This is a genomic window from Deltaproteobacteria bacterium, from assembly GCA_026129095.1.
GTDB lineage: Bacteria > JAGRBM01 > JAGRBM01 > JAGRBM01 > JAHCIT01 > JAHCIT01.
Window position 1 is genome coordinate 239172 of sequence record JAHCIT010000003.1, and the last position, 17031, is coordinate 256202.

Genomic DNA, 17031 nt, shown 5'->3' on the forward strand with positions numbered 1-17031 from the left:
ATGCCGGTGAGGAAACCGAAACGCCCCGCCCGGCGGCGTACCTCCCGGTCACGGGGATCACGGGCCCGCAGCCTCGCCGCCGCCGATCTCAGGAACATATGGCATCCCTTCACCCAGATGCAGGAATGGGAACTGGAAGAACCCCTGATCATCGAAAAGGGAAAAGGATCCTGGCTCTATGACGTCCGGGGAAACCGGTATCTGGATGGCGTTTCGTCACTCTGGTGCACCGTTCATGGCCACAACCATCCAGTCCTGAACCGTGCCCTCAACCGGCAGGCGGCCCGGGTTTCCCACTCGACGATGCTGGGGCTGTCGAACGTCCCGGCGGTGGAACTGGCTGAAAAGCTGGCCGCTCTGGCACCCGATGGCCTCAGCCGGGTCTTCTACTCTGATTCAGGCTCGACGGCCGTCGAAATCGCCCTCAAGATGGCTTTCCAGTATTCCCGCCTCACGCGGGGTGCCGGTACCCGCCGGACGAAGTTCCTCACCCTTACCAATGCCTATCACGGTGACACGATCGGATCGGTTTCGGCTGGCGGGATCGACCTCTTCCACGAAATATTCCGGCCACTCCTGTTTGAAACCCGGCGTATCCGGGGACCGTACAGGTTCCGGAATCCCTGGCCCGGAGAGGATCACGACCGCGCCGCCCTGCGCGAGCTGGAACAGGGCGTTGAAAAATACAGGGACGAACTGTGCGCGGTCGTGATCGAACCCCTGGTCCAGGGAGCCGCCGGCATGCTCCTCCAGCCCAAGGGCTACGTGAAACTGGTCCGCGAACTGTGCGACCGGCACGGGCTCCTTCTCATTCTGGATGAAGTGGCGACCGGATTCGGCCGTACCGGAACCATGTTCGCCTGCGAGCAGGAGAACGTCAGTCCCGATTTCCTGTGCCTCGCCAAGGGACTGACCGGCGGATACCTCCCGGTCGCCGCAACACTTACCACCGAAAAGGTCTACGATGCCTTCAAGGGACGGTTCGAGGAGTTCAAGAGCTTCTTTCACGGCCACACCTATACAGGCAATCCGCTCGGCTGCGCGGTGGCCTGCGCCTCCATTGATTTGTTCCGGACGGAAAAGACGCTGGAAAGACTCCAGCCCAAGATCGCCCAGCTCCGTAGACGTTTGGAATCCATCACATCCCATTCCCACGTGGGCGACATCCGTCAGTGCGGGTTCATGGCCGGTATCGAACTCATCCCGGACCGGAATCGTCCACAATTGGAGTACCCACCGGAGCTCCGGACCGGACATCGGGTCACCAGATTCGCCCGTAGCTGTGGCGTCATTACCCGGCCGCTCGGCAATACGCTGATTTTCATGCCGCCACTGTCGATCACGCCGAAAGAACTGGATAGACTCTGCGACGTTGTGTTCGATGGACTTGAGCACGTTACCGGAGAGATTGCCAGGCAGTGAGCGTGCAAACCTACTTCGTCACCGGGACTGATACAGGCGTTGGCAAGACATTCGTCACCTGCGGACTCATCTGGTACCTGCGGGATCAGGGCCTCAGTGTCGGCGCCCTGAAGCCGGTGGAAACGGGCTGCCAGGAACACCGGGGAGCACTGCTGGCCAACGACGCCTCGCTGCTGTCCGATGCCATCAAGTACAGCGGGCCGATCGACGACATCTGTCCCTACCGGTTCCGGCTTCCACTCTCTCCTGAGGCTGCGGCCGGATCAGAGGGAGTCAGGATCGATCTTAACCGCATACTTGATGCCCGGGCCCGCATGGGCGAGGGGAAAAAGGTAGTGATGGTGGAAGGGGCCGGCGGCCTGCTGGTCCCCCTCACCGACAAGCTGAATACGGCCGATCTTATCAGCCGGCTCAAGGCAAAAGTAATTCTGGTCGTGGCTTCAAAGATCGGCTGTATCAACCACACGCTGCTGACTCTGGAAGCCCTGGATCGCCGGGGGATCAAGACGGCGGGCATCATACTCAACCGGGTCAGTGCGGCCGATCCGGCCGCTGATCCGTCTCTGGAAACGAATCTGGAAGATGTCCGCCGCCGGACCAAGATTCCGGTACTGGGCGAAATTCCGCACCTCAGTGGTGATCTTGGTGCCTACCGCCGCCAGCACTATCTGGAAACTGTCCGCAAGGCACTGGACGAAAGCGCCCTCAAGCGTATATTCGGACTCTGAGGTTCCGAAGTGCCTTCAGCGGTTCTTCACAACTCCCTGTTCCAGCCACGCCTCATCGAGGAAATGGACCGGCAGGCTTCCCCGGCCCGGACCGTATATCCCGAAGGCGCGACTGACTGCCTGAGAATGCTCGGCTTTTCCGATCTGGAAACGGTGACAGACGCCGCATCCGCGAGCTCCCTTCGTTTCCAGGCGATCATCCGGTCCGGTGGCGACATTGTTGCCCTGGCAGCCGAAGCAGCCCCTGATGCCGATGAAGCACGGGTCAGGCAGATGGCGCTTGGCCGCGGGTTCCACCGGGAGCTGCCGTGGCTTCTCATCTTCTTCAAGAGCCGGCTGGAACTGTACTCGCTGGCCGCTCCGGATCCTGAACTCAACTACCTTATGGTGGACCGCCGCCATCTCGCCAGAGTGTCCGGTTTTCTGGGCGGGCATTGTGCTGAAAATGGAGGGCCCTGGGAGCGCGCCCTCCTGCCTGCGGCAAAATCGTCTGATCCGGCCACCCTTGACCACATCACTGGTGATGCTCCCCTGGAGCGGACACTGATTGCCGGGGAGTTCCTGGCGAGCGAAGTACGCTCCCTTTATTCCCGGACCCGGAAACTGGCGCTGAAATACGGACATCCCCTGCTGTTCGTGGTCGAGCGGCGCGAATTCCCTGACCGGTTCGAGGAAGCCGCCCTGCCCAGCAGCCCCATCCGGCCGCGCAGTCTGGCAGGCGAGATCCGGTTCCTCACCGGCGAACCGGGGCTTCATGCATTTGTGACGGAGCTGTCCCGTGATCCCGGCCTGCCCCGTCCGCGAGCGTTGCCAAATCCGCAGATCAGTTTCCTTGAGATCCACTTTGCCGAGCAGCTTCAGCTTCTCGGCAACGACCTCACGCTGCTTTCGATCGGGCCCACGGCGACCAACCGGGGAGCCAGGAACCGGCTGGAACTCGGCCTGAGCCGGTTCCGCGACGTTGCAAACCTATGGCTTTCCGTCCGGCTTGGTGCCCGGATCCGGCCCGGCGCCATTGCCAACCTGATCGACACGCTCGACGGCGAAACCGAAGACTTCCTCGCACGTGTGAGAGAAGTGCAGGTCCACATCGACCGGCTGCTGAAAAAATACCCGGTGGCACATATCGAACTGGAAGTGCCGGAGCTATATATCGAACGCGGGCGCCGGAGAGATGATCCGGGCTTTCATCTGATTGCGGCCATGCCGCCCTCACGCAAACCGGCACGGCAGGCCCTCGTACGGCTGGCCGGCACACCCGGCAGCCCAGCCCAGCCCACTGACGACGACCTAATGCTCGCCCTGCTCGACCGGCATGAGCCCATGCTTTCGGCGCATGGGCGGCTGATGGTCCGCGCCGCACAGCCGTCAGATGGGACGATCCGCAAGATCGAAGAGTTGCTGAACCTCAAACTGTACGAGGCGCCAGTGGCGGGCTGGTCTGAATTCAGGCGGCCGCCGGTCAGCCGATAAGCTGCACCAGGTCGACTGGCCGCTCGATGATGTAGTTGGCCCCGGATTTTTCCAGCTCTTCCCGTCCCCGGAAACCCCAGGCCGCTCCGACACTGACAACCCCTGCCGCCTGGGCCGTCTTCACGTCCGTGCTGCTGTCGCCCACCATGAACGTCGCCATGGGGGCGATGTTGCGTGGAGCGAGGATTTTCCGGAGCATTTCCGGATCAGGCTTGGGCTTTGCGACCGTATCGCCACATTCGATCTGGATGAACTCGCCTTCCACCCTGAGCGCCTTCAGTATCTTGTCCGTAAACCGCTTGGGCTTGTTCGTCGCCACCGCCTTGGGGATACCCGCACAGGCATGGAGAAGCGTGTCCATTCCGGAATAAAGCCGCGTATGGCGGGTGCAGCTTTCTTCGTAATACCCAAGAAATACCCTGACCGCCTCGTCGAGATCGATCGTAACTCCGGCGGGGAGCGCCCGCTCCACGAGCTTCCGGGCGCCGTCGCCCACATACCGGGCGATCTCGGGAACCGGCTTCGGGGGAAATCCGAATACCGAAAGAGTGTGGTTGGCGGCATCGGCGAGATCGACACTGGAATCAACCAGCGTCCCGTCCAGGTCGAAAACAATCAGGTGACAACGGGGCAAGTTTCCCTCCTGGGGCCGGGCCACCTACAAACCGTGCAGGAGGCGATCCGATGGCGGGCAAGGAATACCGGGACCACCCCGACCGAATCAAATGGGATTCGAAATACGGATCGAACCCTGATCTGTTCGGCCGCGGGCCGTCGGACTGGCTGCTCCACTGCTATCCAACGATCGAAAGGCTCATTAGCCTTCCAGCCACTGCCCTCGACATCGGCGCCGGACCGGGCCGGAACTCACTGGCCCTCGCCCGCCGCGGTTTCGACGTCACAGCGCTGGACATCTCCGGTGTCGCACTGGAGCGTCTCGGGAAGCTCGCAGAGGCAGAGCGGCTGGACATCACGACCGTGAGAACGAGTGCCTACGACTGGGACTGGGCGCCGGCTGTGTTCAGCCTTGTCATCGATTTCTTTTATCTGGAGCGGCCCCTCATTCCGAAGATCGCCGGGACCGTGGTTCCCGGCGGGCTCATCTGCTTTGAGACCTACACAACCGGCCAGCTTGATGCACCCGTTAGCCCCAAATGTCCGCGGGAGTTCCTGCTGGAACCGGGAGAACTCCCCACACTTTTCGATGGCTTCGAAACCCTGGAAAGCCGTGAGGGGCCGCTACCGGACGGTCGCGTCACCGCCGCCTGGCTGGGCCGGAGAGTCCGATAATCCGCCGCCCGACTGCCTTGATGGCCTTTTTCGCTGTTTCAGCGGCCGTCAGGTTTTCATAGTCGTTGCGCCCAGCCACCCAGGCGAACACCTTTTCCAGTATCCGGGGTTCATAAAAACCCGCGGCAAGTCCAACCGGGTGCAGCGGCGAATACAGCATGTCGGCAAAAAACCGGTTGCGCTTCAGTTCGATTCCAAGCCCGGAGCTGTTCACTGCCCGTTCATATCCCCGCAGGGTCACGTCCCCGTCCTGTCCCAGCTTCCGGCAAATATGCTCCGCCGCCAGTTGTCCCCACCAGATCGCCTGGCGGATCCCTTCGGCCACCAGCGGATCAGAACCGGCGGCATCACCCACCAGCAGAACTCCGGGCGCCGAATACCGGGAGTGTCCGGCGGCAAACTCCCGGAAAGACCAGTGGTGGACCTGTTTTGGCGACACGTCATATCCATACCGGCTGGCCGTCCGAATGCAGTAGTCCCGAAGCGGGACCGGAGAACGCCCATGCCGCGAATACACGCCGATCTTGGCCACAGGGTTTCCGGCAGTGTCACGTTCGGGGAACAGCCACGAGTAGCCGTTCACGCCGTCATGGATGGCCGTAAAATCGAACCGAAGGGTGTCTGGCGGAGCGGCTTTCAGTGGGGCTTCCACCTGCACAAGCTGGGAAAGCCCCCGTGATACCGGCTCAACAAACGTCCGCCGCACGATACTCCCCACACCGTCTGCCCCAACGATCACTTTCGCCTGGATTGTGGCACCGGACGTGGTTTCGATACTGAACCCTCCCGGCTTCCCGGATATGGCCCTGACGGGCGAGTGCTCCCTGATGTCGATGCCATGCCCGCGGGCCGAACGGACAAGCCAGTGGTCCAGGGCGGACCGTTCGAACACGAACACCATCTCCGGCTCGCTGAGCGTGATCTGCCGTTGCCGGAATCGTATATCGACATGCCCGGCCCGGACGGCCTCGACCGGTGCCTTGTGCAGGTCAAGCCCGAGCGCATTGAAGAGAGGGACCGCACGGCCCAAAACACCGCCGCCGCATAGCTTGGGCCGGGGGTGAACCGACTTTTCAAGAACAACGACGGAAAGCTGTGGCGCGAGCCGCTTGAGCGAGATCGCCGTGGACATGCCGGCAGGACCGCTTCCCACCACGGCGACATCCACGCCCTGGGCGGTGGTCACCCGCTGCTCCGGATCCGCTGCCGGGCATGCAAAACCAGCAGTTCCGGAATGGACTGGATCGGGAGTATTTCATCCACGACGCCAGCCTCGATAGCCGACTTGGGCATCCCGTAGACGACGCACGTTTCCCGGTTTTGTGCGACGTTGTAACCGCCGGCTTCCCGGATCCGTTTCATCCCCCATGTTCCATCGCTTCCCATGCCGGTCAGCACGACGCCGATGGCTGCCGGACCGAACACTTCGGCCACTGTGGAAAAAAGCACATCCGCCGATGGCTTGAGGAGCGATTCCGCCGGATTTTCGGTCAGACGGATGCAGAACTGGTTCGGCCGGTCCTGCAAGGGGGCCACAATCGTATGAATACCTCCGGGAGCGACATAGGCGACACCCGGCCTCAGCGGCATGCCGTCTTCCGCTTCACGGACCATGAGCGGGACCGTCCGGTCCAGATCCGCCGCAAATGACCGGGTGAACTTGGCCGGCATGTGCTGGACAATGACCACCGGAAGTTCAAAATCTTCTGGCAGTCCGCCCAGGAGATGCTGAAGCGCCTGAACACCGCCCGTCGAAGACCCGACCGCGACGATTTTTACCGGCGGAAATTCTGCCGGTACCGGCCGGATTCCACTCGCTGGCAGCACCGGCGGCCGCGATGATGCGGGGACCGGTCCCGAAACCGAGATCGTCCCCGGTGTGGCCGGTTTGTACCGCCGGGGCTCGACGGTACGTTCCAGCAGGGGTCGGGGCTGTGCTCGTGCGGCGATCTTGACCTTCCTGATCAACGCTTCCGAAATGGTGTGGATATCTACGGATACGACCCCAGACGGCTTTTCGATGAAATCGACGGCCCCAAGCCGAAGGGCCTCAACCGTCACTGCCGCGCCCTGCGACGTATAGGCGCTCACCATCAGGACCGGTACCGGATGGACGCGCATGATCTGTTCCAGCGTCTCGATGCCGGACATGCCCTCCATTTCGATATCGAGAGTAACGACGTCCGGCTCCAGGTTCCTGACCAGCTCAACCGCCTCGTAACCGTCGCGGGCCGTGGCGATTACCTGTATTCCTGGATCCCGTGAGATCAGGTTGGATATGGCCCGGCGCATGAAATTGGAATCATCGACGATGATGACCTTGATCGGCTCATTCGATGGCGCTGACCCCATGCCGCATTCGCCCCGGTTACAATATCTGCCGCATCATCAGTAGCCGCACCAGTCGAGCAGGTCATCGAGTGAGCCCAGTTCCAGGGCATAGCCCGCACTTTCAACGAGCACCCCTTCCACATCGCCACGAACCAGCAGAAGCGCCTCGTCCGATGGAAGGCGGGAAAAATCGCTTTGGGACCAGCGGACATACCGGTTGCTCAGATCGGCATGGTCGGCGGCATAGACCCTCCCAAAGTCGTTGCGGTGTCCTTCCATCACCAGGCAGTGGGCATGGCCTTTCACGGCGAAAATGACGCGAAAATCGAGATCCTCACGGTCGGTTTCGCCAGCGATCTGCTTCTTGACGACCCAGGGAAGCAGCGAGAGATCAATCTTCCGGACTTCCGGTGCCTTGGCCGACGTCGCGGCCGGTTTCTCCTGAACGGGCTCAATCGGCGCCGGTTTTGCCTTTGAAATGGCCGGCTCATCGCTAAGCCAGCTTGCCGCGGCCGGCACGGCAATATCAGCCGGGTCCGGTTCCCGCGCATGAGATTTCGGTACAGGCGGCGCCACAGGCTTCCCGTCCTCCTTCGGCGGAGGAGGTGGCGGTGCCACCATCGGGGCCAGTCCGTGCGGTTCCTTCAGGTCGATTGACTCGGCGCCCTTGCCGAGCGTGCCGCGCTTTTTAGCCATGTTTCCACCTCCAGGGCGAGCGCCCGGTAGTCCCGGGAACCATTTCCATTAGGGTCATACTCGAATATCGATAGCTCGTGCGATGGAGCCTCCTTGAGCCGCACAGTCGGACGGATAACCGACTGGAATACCCTGCCCGGGTAAGACTGTTCCAGCCGTTCGCGGACACTGGAGCTCAATCCGGCACGCCCATCATACTGGGTGAGAACGAAACCGAGGATCTCCAGCCGCGGGTTCACTTCCCGGACTTCCTCGATACGGGCCAAAAGCTGCGTGATGCCGATCAGCGAGTAGAACCCGATATCCACCGGCACGATCAGCCGGTCGGCCGCCGCCAGCGCATTCTGGGTGAGAAGCCCGGTGCTCGGGGGACAATCAATAACGATATAGTCATAGTCACCAGAAGCCCGGCCGAGCAGCGTGGAGAGGCGAAACAGAGACGTGTACCCGGGCGGCCATTCGCGCTCGGCTCGTGCGAGCTGGGGCGAACCGCACAAAAGGTGGAGATTGCCCTTCTTGTAGAGGCCGTATTCGATGCCAAGATCGGGCCGCTCGAACAGGCTCCAGAGCGTTACCGGAGCTGCTGCAACCGGTAGGCCGAATGAATAGCTGGCATTGGCCTGCGGATCGCAGTCGACGAGCAAGACCCGCGAGCCGTTCATAGCCCAGCAGGCGGCCAGACTTGTGGCGGTGGTTGTCTTGCCGCAACCGCCCTTCTGATTGGCTATAGCCAGCGTGATGCCCACGATATCAAGGCGCTCCGTCGGCCATCAAAGGCGGCAACCGGCCGCCTACAGCCGGAAGTCGCCGACGACCTTTCTCAGGTGTTCAGCCAGATCGAACAGGTTCTGAACCGTATTGGACTGCTCCTCGGCCTGATTGGAGACATCCTTCGCCGAGCGGGATATCTGGTCCACAGCATTGGCCACCTCATCGGAAACACTGCTCTGTTGCCGTGCGGCATCTGCCATGGCGTTAATCATTTCTGACACGTTCGTATTGGCACCGATGATTTCATGGAGCACCGCTTCCGTGCGCCCGGCCATCTCGGTTCCCTTGGTGACTTCCTTGGTAGCTTCCTGCATCACTGTCACGGCCCGGTCCGTATCCCGAAGTATCTCCTCGATGATGGCAGTAATCTGTGCCGTCGAATCGGTGGATTTTTCCGCAAGTTTTCGTACTTCGCTGGCGACCACTTCGAAGCCGCGCCCATGCTCGCCGGCGCGGGCGGCTTCGATGGCGGCATTCAGGGCCAGAAGGTTGGTCTGCGAGGATATTTCCTTGATGACATCGATGATCTGACCGATCTGCTGCGACCGCTCGCCCAGCGCACGGATGCTTTCGGCCGAACTGGTAACAATCTGTTCGACACGGGTGATGCCCTGGCGTGTTTCCTGAACCGCCTGGCCTCCACGGGAAGCGGAGCTGGAAGCCTTGGCACTGACTTCCTGCGAGCGGCTGGCATTCTCCGAGACAAGCTGGACCGAGGAGGCCATTTCCTCGATGGCGACGGCCATCTCCTTGGTCTTGAGGAACTGGTTCTCCGATGCCTGGGCCACGGCCCGCATGCCGACCAGGAACTGGTTCGCGGCCTGCGCCAGTTCATCGGTCTTGCGGTTCAGCCCGGAAAACACGTTCTTCAGGTTGACCGACATCTTGTCGAATGAATCGGTCAGTTCCCGGAGTTCCTGTATTTCCAGTGCCGAATTGTACTGGACTTTCTGGCGCAGATCACCATTCGATATGTTGTTGGCAGCCTGGGAAAGCTCCCGGATCGGCTGGGCAATCAGGGCCTGAAGCCCCATGATTACCAGAACAACCAGAACGACTCCTGCGAATGCCATGCCCAGAAACACCTTGTTCATGGCACCGGATACCTGCTCTTCGACGATCTCCGCCGGCATGCCAAGCATCACAACACCGGTCGCGCTCTGGAGCACCTGGTCCATGATTGGCGCGGTCACGACGTTGAATACGCCCTGCCCCTGCACCGGAATGGTGAACTTCTCCGGTTTTTCGATCCGTTCACCAAGTCTTGCGGTCTGTGCGAAATCATCTGCATGCGTGACAAGCTCGCCACCGCGGTAAAGCACCTTTCCCTGTATGTCGGCGACCAGCCAGATCTTGACCTCGCTGTGCTCTGCCACGATAGGCGGCAGTATCTGGTCGATCTGCTGGAGATCACCCAGCGTCAGGAGCCCCAGTTTCAGCAAACCTTCGACATTCAGCTTGGCATTGGTCACGAGAACCTGAATCTTCTCGAAATAACGGTCTTCAAGCGTTTGAGTCACCGAATTGCGGACAACGAGAAAGCCCACCAGCGACATGAACATGATGACGATGGGCGGTCCGATCAGTACATATCCGATTCGAAAAGAGCGTTTCACGTCTTCACACCACCCGTTTGAACGATTTCACAAGTTTGCCCTCATCAAGCACCCTGACTTCCCGGTCGGCAAGTTCGAGTTGCAGTTCCCTGCCGGCATAGGTCTTGCCAACGAAAAAGGAACGATCCTCGGCCGTAATCCTGCCGTTGTCCGTTACCGTGGCTTTCAGGTTCCGGGCCGGACCTGCCGGACGCGGCGCCGGCGTCCTGGGTGCAACAGCCGGCTTTGCAGGCGAAGTGGCAACTGCAGATGCCCCCGACGGAGATGCAGATGGAGCAGCCTTTGCTGGCACCTCGGCGCTCGATTCACTCAGAACATCTTTCTCTTGCGGCGAGAATATCCGGTCCAGGTTCAGGATTGTGATCAGGCGACTGGCGATCTCGCAGACGCCTTCAAGAAAATCGGCCTCCAGCCCCGCGACAAGCGCCGGAGGCGGCTCAATATGGTCTGCATTGATCTTGATAACCTCGAACACCATATCGACTTCGATGCCAACGAAGAAATCATCCATTTCGAGAACGATCAGCCGGGTGTCGTCGGTCCGGCCCTGGACCGGCAGATCGAACCGCTTGCGGAGATCGACAACCGGAATGATATCGCCTCGAAGACTGATAATGCCCTCGACAAATTGCGGCGTCTTGGGCAGCGGTGCCACTTCGTACTTGGCTATGATTTCCTTCACCCGGAGCACCGGGACGGCGAATTTTTCCTTGCCGAGGGCGAACGTCACGAACTTGACGATATTTTCGACCGCCTTCTCGCTCTCCCGTTCCTGCCTGATAAAACCCATATCCCTGACGGCTACCTCGCCCCTGCACCCTGTTCTTCGGCTGCGTGTCCCCCGACATCACTGGACCGGACCAGCAGCGGGACATCGATAATCAGTACCACTTCACCGGTCCCCAGAATGCTCGCGCCCGCGATACCGGCGGCGGGCTGCTCCAGGCTTCCGATGTATGGTCCGAGGGGCTTGAGCACAGTCTCTTCCTTGCCAAGAAGCTCCGAGACAATGACACCAACCCGCCGGTTGTAAACCCGGAGGATAATGACGTTCAGGATATCGGGCAATTCGGCCAGTGCCTTTTGGCCGAACAGTTCCCCCAGGGTCGTGATGGATACGGCGTGATGGCGCAGCATCATCACCTGCTGGCCCTTGACCCGTTCCAGTTCCGACTTCCGGACCCGGACCGTCTCGTCCACGTAGTTGAGGGGTATCCCAAATGTCTGTTTCCCGTATTTCACCAGGAATATCTGCAGGATAGCCAGGGTAAGCGGAAGCTTCAGCCGGAATAACGTACCCTCGCCGGGCGTCGACAGCACCTCCACGTTTCCGCCAAGATGCTCGACTTTTGATTTCACCACATCCAGGCCCACACCGCGGCCCTGAAGATCGTCTACCTTTCCTGCTGTCGAAAAGCCGGGCAGGAAGATCAGTTCGGCCAGTTCTGCCGGCTCCATTCCCCGAAGCTCATCCCGGCTCATCAGTCCGCGCTCCACCGCTTTTTCGGAGATGCGGGAGTAGTTGAGCCCTACGCCATCATCGATTACCTCGACAAAAACACTATTCTGGGCGTGATACGCCTTGAGCAGAACAGTCGCCCGGGGCTTTTTCCCGGCCTGAACGCGGTTCTCCGGAAATTCGATCCCGTGCCCGATGGCGTTACGGACCAGATGCAGCAGGGGATCGTGGATCTCCTCGACTATTGTCTTGTCGAGTTCCGTGTCCTCGCCCTCCATGGCCAGTTGCACATCCTTGCCGATCTGCCGGGCAGTATCCCGGACAGGCCGGTAGAACCGGTTGAACAGCTGGCTGATCGGCACCATCCGGATCGACAGGACCGCACTCTGCAGTTCGGTGGCGATGCTGGAAATGAATGACGAGACTTCCTCGAAACTCTTGAGCGGGATTTCCCGCCGGAGCTGAAGGAGACGGGACCGACCGGCAACCAGCTCCCCCACCAGATTGACCAGTTGATCAAGCCGGTCGGCGCTCACCCGCATGAAATGGCGGCTGGCATCCGCTTCATCGGCTGCGGCAGGTGCGGTGGCCTTCCCGCCGGAAAGAGCCTCCAGCCTTGGGGCTGGGGCATCCGCCGGTTTTTCGCTTTCCTCATGATGATCGAGGATATCAGGATTCCACGACTCATCAGCTTCTTTCAGGCCGGTAGCCAGGACCGGTTCGTGTTTTTCGATCCGGTGGAGACGGTCGATAATGTCGCTCACGTCAACCGATGCCAGGTTGTCGGCAAGAAACTCCTTCAGGACGCCACGAGCCGCATCGACGCCTTCTAGAAGCGCGTCGTTGATATCGGGCGAAAACACCATCTTCTCGTCACGGAGTTGGCCGAGTATCGACTCCATCGCATGGGAAAGCTCTCCCAGCGGTACCAATCCGATAAACCCCGCATTACCCTTGATGGTATGTGCAACCCGGAAAATCTTCTTGATCAGGTCATGATTGCCGGGTTCGTTCTCCAGGCGGACCAGATGCTGCTGGAAACTGTCGAGAAGGTCTCTCGTTTCATCGAGAAACTCCCCGTACAGTTCCTGCAAGTTCTCATCACGGTCGCTCATCAGAAATCAGTTCCGGCCTTTCCGGGCCACTTGCCAGCAGGTGAACATCACGCTTTCCCGGCCAGTTTCTCCACCACTTCCAGAAGCTGCTCAGGCTTGAACGGCTTGGCCACGAAGCTGTCGGCGCCCAGTTCGAGACCCCGTTTCTGGTCGTCCGGCCGGGTTTCGCTGGTCAGCAGGATTATCGGCGTTTTCCTGTCGGGATACTGTGACCGTATCTCGGCCAGCACGTCCAGTCCATTCATGCGTGGCATCATAATATCCAGAACCACGCCGTCGTAGGTTTCGGATGCATAACGTGTCAGTGCATCCAGTCCATCGGCGCAGGTGTCCACCTCGTACCCCCGCGATCGCAGCGTATATGCGATAAACTTCTGCGTCGCACCCGAATCCTCGGCAACCAGTATTCGTTTCACTCTTCAGCCACCCCGCAAGGAAATGGCATACGGAATCCCGCCCCCGGACCATCCGGGAGCCCCTGAACCTGTCAGGCTCCGGCCGGCTTCCAGTATACCATTCCTCCTTCCATGAATTTCATCCGAAATGGGACCTGAACCACATCTATCGTTTCCGCATTACCGAGCAGCAGGTAGCCGCCCGGCTTCAGCTTCGCATACAGCAATCTGGCCACCTGGATCTTCGCCTTGGGCGAAAAATAGATGAACACGTTGCGGCACAGGATAATGTCCATCTGGGGGAGCCCCAGCGTTTGCCGGTCATCCACCAGATTGATCCGCCGGAACCGGACGAGGTTCCGGATATCGTCCTTCACGATCCACTGGTCGCCGGACTGGTCGAAGAACCTGACGCGTGCTGCGGCAGACATTTCCCTCAGCTTGTTCTCCGCATAGCTAGCCTTGGCAGCCAGTTCGAGGGCACGGGTCGATATGTCCGTGGCGTAAATGTCTACACGGCGATTCCCGACCAGATGACTCGCTTCCCGGGAGATCATTCCCAGCGTATAGGGCTCTTCCCCGGTGGCGCAGGCAGCACTCCAGAGCGACAGCGACTGGTCAGCTTCCTGTTTCTTTCGTTCCAGGACCTCCGGAAGCAGGTTGTTTTTCAGCGTCTCCAGTTGCCGGGGATTCCGGTAAAAGTAGGTTTCCTGGACCGTAATGGCGTTGACCAGTGCCTGGAATTCGGGGTCATCATGCGGGCCGTACTTGAGCCGGTAGTAATAGTCCCGCACGGTTCCCGCATTCACCGACCTGACCCGCTCCAGAACCCGGAATTCGAGATAGTCGATCCGGGTTTCGCGGATCGAGATTCCCGTCCGCTCCAGGATGAGGTCGCGGAAATCGGCGAAATCCGATTCGGTAAATAGCCTTTCGGACACTACTGGCCCTCGATCGAACGGAAAAAGTCGGCTGCCGCATTCCGGACCCGGTCGTTTGGATCGGAAAGCAGCGGGCGAAGGTGCGGCAGCATCCGGGCCGGTGACTCTGACGATCTCCGGGCGAGCGACCGGAAAGCGGCCACCCTGACCCGCCAGTCCTCATCCTTCAGCGCAACAATGATCAGCGCTTCGGCGCCCGGAACAACCGCCCGCGGTCCGAGAGATTCGATGAGCGCGAGCCGGACTTCCGGATCGCGGTCCTCAAGAACTTTTTCCAGTTCATGGATCCGGTCTTCAAGCGCGAGCCGTACCACCGCTTTCAGTGCGGCAATGCGGACCTGTGGCGCATCGTCGTACGTCCGTTCGCACAAGGGGGCCACTGCCCGCTGGTCACCGATTTCGCCAAGTGCCTGGGCCGCTTCGTAACGAACCCACGGATCGGCGTCTTCGGTGAGCAGGTACTGGAGCGGTTCAACGGCCCGCTTGTCCCGAAGCCGTCCAAGAACCTGCGCGGATGCGCTCCGGACGGCCGGGTCCTGGTTGCCCAGCAGCAGCAGAGGCAGGGAGCCCACGTGCTGTTCGTTGATCTGGGCCAGGGCGAATACGGCGGCACGCTTCACCTCGTTTGCAGGGTCCACCAGCAGCTTCTTGAGCGGTTCGATGGCAACCGGATCCTTGAGCGCGCCCAGTGCCGCCGCCGCCTGCGTACGGACTTCCGCGGCCGGACTGGAAACCATTGCCAGCAGCCGTTCGAGCACCCGGTTTCCGAACCGGGCAAGGGCTGACTGCGCCGCCCCGCGGATACCCGCATCAGAATGCCCGAACAGGTTGAACAGTATGTCGATCGAGTCCGGGTCGGCGATCCGTCCAAGGGCATCGGTGGCTGCACGGGCGATCTCCGGATCGTCGGACTCCACAAGCGGCTCCAGCGCCCGTGCGGCATCCGGGGATCGGATTTGCGCCAGCGCATCAATGACGAGCATTCGTGAGGCCGTATCCACTTCATAAAGCAGTTCGACGAGCCCCCCGATGGCGGGGGCGCCAATTGCGGCCAGTGCGCTGGCCGCCTCGCGCTGCTCGTCGTCGTCGCAACCGAGCGCCTCGCCCGCCTCACCCCGCCGGAGCACATCACAGAGGGGGCCGGTAAACTCGGGCGCCCGGAAATGGCCCACCAGAAAGACTGCGGCACGACGGATATCCGGATCGGTCGCCTTGAGGGCAAGAGCCGACACCTTGAGCAGGTTCGAGCGTTCCTTCTCGCTGAAGGTATGCGTACCGGTCCGGCCGATGATGCGGGCGACGGCCTTCAGAGCGATCTGGGCCAGTTCCTGATCTGAAACGATGAACTCGTAAAGCTGCGGCAAGACTTTCTCGGTGCCAATCTGGGAGAGTGCATCCAGCACCGCCGGCAACGCCCATATTTCGCCCTTCAGGAGCGAGACCACTTCTGCCTCGGCCTCATGCCCCCCGATCATCGCCAGTGCCTCAAGCGCGGCAGTCTGGACCCAGAGCGACCGGGACAGGAGCGGCTTGATCTTCGCCACCGTGCGCGTGTCTCTCAGTTTTCCGATCGCCAACAACACCTGGTAAACGGTGTTTTCATCCGGGTGGTTGAGTCCCTCTTCCAGGGCCGGGATCGCCTCCGGAGAGCCGATATCGCCCAGCATTTCGGCTGCATAGCGAACCACCTGTGGAGCAGGATCTTTCAGCAGGGCCACCAGCGGCCTGATCGACGGGGTTCCAATCCCGCGGATGGCTTCCACTGCAGCCGCCCGGATACGGGCGTCGGAGTTGCGGAGCTTTTCCAGCAGGCCGGTCACGGCCTCCGCCGAGGGCATGGACAGAAGTGCCTGGACAGCCGCCTGCCGCACGAGCCACCCGGACGCATCAAAGGCGGCCAGCAGGTCTGGTGTCGCCTCCACGGCGCCCATCTCACCCAGCCCGATCGCCGCTTCCCGGCGATGCTCGATGTCGCCAGTCTTCAGCCGCTCAATAAGGGCCCTGATCCGGACGGTTTTGCCGTCATCCGGCATGTTTTTCTCCTGAGAAAATAGGCAGATCGGGACAACGGGTTTTTACCACTGGTCCCGGCTCGCTTGCAACGCAGGCCGTGAGGTTGTACGCGTTGCGGGCCCGAAACGGCAGCCTAAAACCCTGACGTGGAAAACTTCACATCAACACTGCTCTACCCGAAACTCCAGCCCCAGGAGTATCAGGCCCTTGCGGGCGGGCTGCTCGACGGCCGGACGATCATTTACCCGACCGAGACGGGCTATGCGATCGGCTGTGACGCCCTGAATGCCGAGGCGGTGGAGCGCCTCTTCCGGGTCAAGCAGCGCGGCCGGCAGAAGACCATGCTCATACTGGTCCAGGACCGCAGCCTTCTTGACGATCTGGTCTCCGGCATTTCCGACATTCACCGCCGGGCCATGAACCGTTACTGGCCCGGACCACTGACCATCGTGTTCGATGCCCGGCCCGGCATTTTCCCGGAAAGCCTCGTTTCCGGGAAACCGTCCAGCGTGGCAATACGCATCTCCAGCCACCCCTTTACCGTACGCCTGCTGGACCAGTTCCGCCGCCCCATCGTCTGCACATCCGCCAACCTGTCCGGGGAGTCCAACCCGTCCAGTCTCGCCGATATTCCGGAGCCAATCCTGAAGGGCGCCGACTACGTGATAGATGCCGGCGAACTGCCCCCGTCCCTTGGGGCCACCATTGTCCGGGTCGAAACCGGCCGCCTGCGTACCGTGCGGCAAGGCGACCTGTCCCTCGATATGGACTCCTGAAACAC

Annotated in this window: 16 protein-coding genes; 5 read left to right on the forward strand and 11 right to left on the reverse strand. The window is 60.9% G+C overall.

Features of this window, described 5'->3' with window-relative positions:
* From bioA to KIT79_06005, 3 genes are read left to right on the forward strand one after another with little or no spacing between them, the layout of a single operon-like run.
* On the forward strand, positions 1–1422 hold the full coding sequence (gene bioA / locus KIT79_05995; GenBank protein MCW5828850.1) for an adenosylmethionine--8-amino-7-oxononanoate transaminase: 1422 nt from the start codon (positions 1–3) through the stop codon (positions 1420–1422).
* Entirely contained in the window at positions 1419–2150 is a 732-nt protein-coding gene (gene bioD / locus KIT79_06000) for a dethiobiotin synthase (protein MCW5828851.1), read from the forward strand. Before bioA ends, bioD begins: the two co-directional genes overlap by 4 nt.
* A 9-nt stretch (positions 2151–2159) precedes the next feature.
* Positions 2160–3623 carry a hypothetical protein gene (locus tag KIT79_06005; GenBank protein MCW5828852.1) on the forward strand — a complete coding sequence of 488 codons (1464 nt, stop codon included), beginning with the start codon at positions 2160–2162 and terminating at the stop codon, positions 3621–3623.
* Here KIT79_06005 and KIT79_06010 read toward each other — a convergent pair.
* Entirely contained in the window at positions 3613–4257 is a 645-nt protein-coding gene (locus KIT79_06010; protein ID MCW5828853.1) for an HAD-IA family hydrolase, read from the reverse strand. The two genes, KIT79_06005 and KIT79_06010, sit on opposite strands and share 11 nt — an antisense overlap.
* 50 nt (positions 4258–4307) lie before the next feature.
* Here KIT79_06010 and KIT79_06015 point away from each other — a divergent pair, with 50 nt between their 5' ends.
* On the forward strand, positions 4308–4913 hold the full coding sequence (locus tag KIT79_06015; protein ID MCW5828854.1) for a methyltransferase domain-containing protein: 606 nt from the start codon (positions 4308–4310) through the stop codon (positions 4911–4913).
* Here KIT79_06015 and KIT79_06020 read toward each other — a convergent pair.
* From KIT79_06020 to KIT79_06065, 10 genes are all read right to left on the reverse strand, one after another.
* Positions 4879–6099, reverse strand: coding sequence for an FAD-dependent monooxygenase (locus KIT79_06020; protein ID MCW5828855.1), 1221 nt, complete (start codon positions 6097–6099; stop codon positions 4879–4881). The two genes, KIT79_06015 and KIT79_06020, sit on opposite strands and share 35 nt — an antisense overlap.
* Positions 6096–7265: a chemotaxis response regulator protein-glutamate methylesterase gene (locus KIT79_06025; protein MCW5828856.1), complete on the reverse strand. Its 1170-nt coding sequence runs from the start codon at positions 7263–7265 to the stop codon at positions 6096–6098. Before KIT79_06025 ends, KIT79_06020 begins: the two co-directional genes overlap by 4 nt.
* 36 nt (positions 7266–7301) lie before the next feature.
* Positions 7302–7940: a hypothetical protein gene (locus tag KIT79_06030; GenBank protein MCW5828857.1), complete on the reverse strand. Its 639-nt coding sequence runs from the start codon at positions 7938–7940 to the stop codon at positions 7302–7304.
* Positions 7889–8686: a ParA family protein gene (locus tag KIT79_06035; GenBank protein ID MCW5828858.1), complete on the reverse strand. Its 798-nt coding sequence runs from the start codon at positions 8684–8686 to the stop codon at positions 7889–7891. Before KIT79_06035 ends, KIT79_06030 begins: the two co-directional genes overlap by 52 nt.
* 45 nt (positions 8687–8731) lie before the next feature.
* Positions 8732–10327, reverse strand: coding sequence for a HAMP domain-containing protein (locus KIT79_06040; GenBank protein MCW5828859.1), 1596 nt, complete (start codon positions 10325–10327; stop codon positions 8732–8734).
* 4 nt (positions 10328–10331) lie between these two features.
* Positions 10332–11117 (reverse strand): chemotaxis protein CheW, encoded by a 786-nt coding sequence (locus KIT79_06045; protein MCW5828860.1) that lies wholly within the window; start codon positions 11115–11117, stop codon positions 10332–10334.
* A gap of 11 nt (positions 11118–11128) precedes the next feature.
* A complete protein-coding gene (locus KIT79_06050) occupies positions 11129–12901 on the reverse strand; it encodes a chemotaxis protein CheA (GenBank protein ID MCW5828861.1) in 1773 nt (590 codons plus the stop codon).
* A 47-nt stretch (positions 12902–12948) separates the two neighbouring features.
* Positions 12949–13317: a response regulator gene (locus tag KIT79_06055; protein ID MCW5828862.1), complete on the reverse strand. Its 369-nt coding sequence runs from the start codon at positions 13315–13317 to the stop codon at positions 12949–12951.
* A 71-nt stretch (positions 13318–13388) separates the two neighbouring features.
* Positions 13389–14237: a protein-glutamate O-methyltransferase CheR gene (locus tag KIT79_06060; GenBank protein ID MCW5828863.1), complete on the reverse strand. Its 849-nt coding sequence runs from the start codon at positions 14235–14237 to the stop codon at positions 13389–13391.
* Entirely contained in the window at positions 14237–16270 is a 2034-nt protein-coding gene (locus KIT79_06065) for a HEAT repeat domain-containing protein (protein MCW5828864.1), read from the reverse strand. The genes KIT79_06060 and KIT79_06065 overlap by 1 nt, the downstream gene beginning before the upstream one ends.
* A 126-nt stretch (positions 16271–16396) precedes the next feature.
* Between KIT79_06065 and KIT79_06070 the strand changes: the two genes are divergently transcribed.
* Positions 16397–17026, forward strand: a complete 630-nt coding sequence (locus KIT79_06070) for a threonylcarbamoyl-AMP synthase (GenBank protein MCW5828865.1) — start codon at positions 16397–16399, stop codon at positions 17024–17026.
* The last annotated feature ends 5 nt before the right edge of the window (positions 17027–17031 follow it).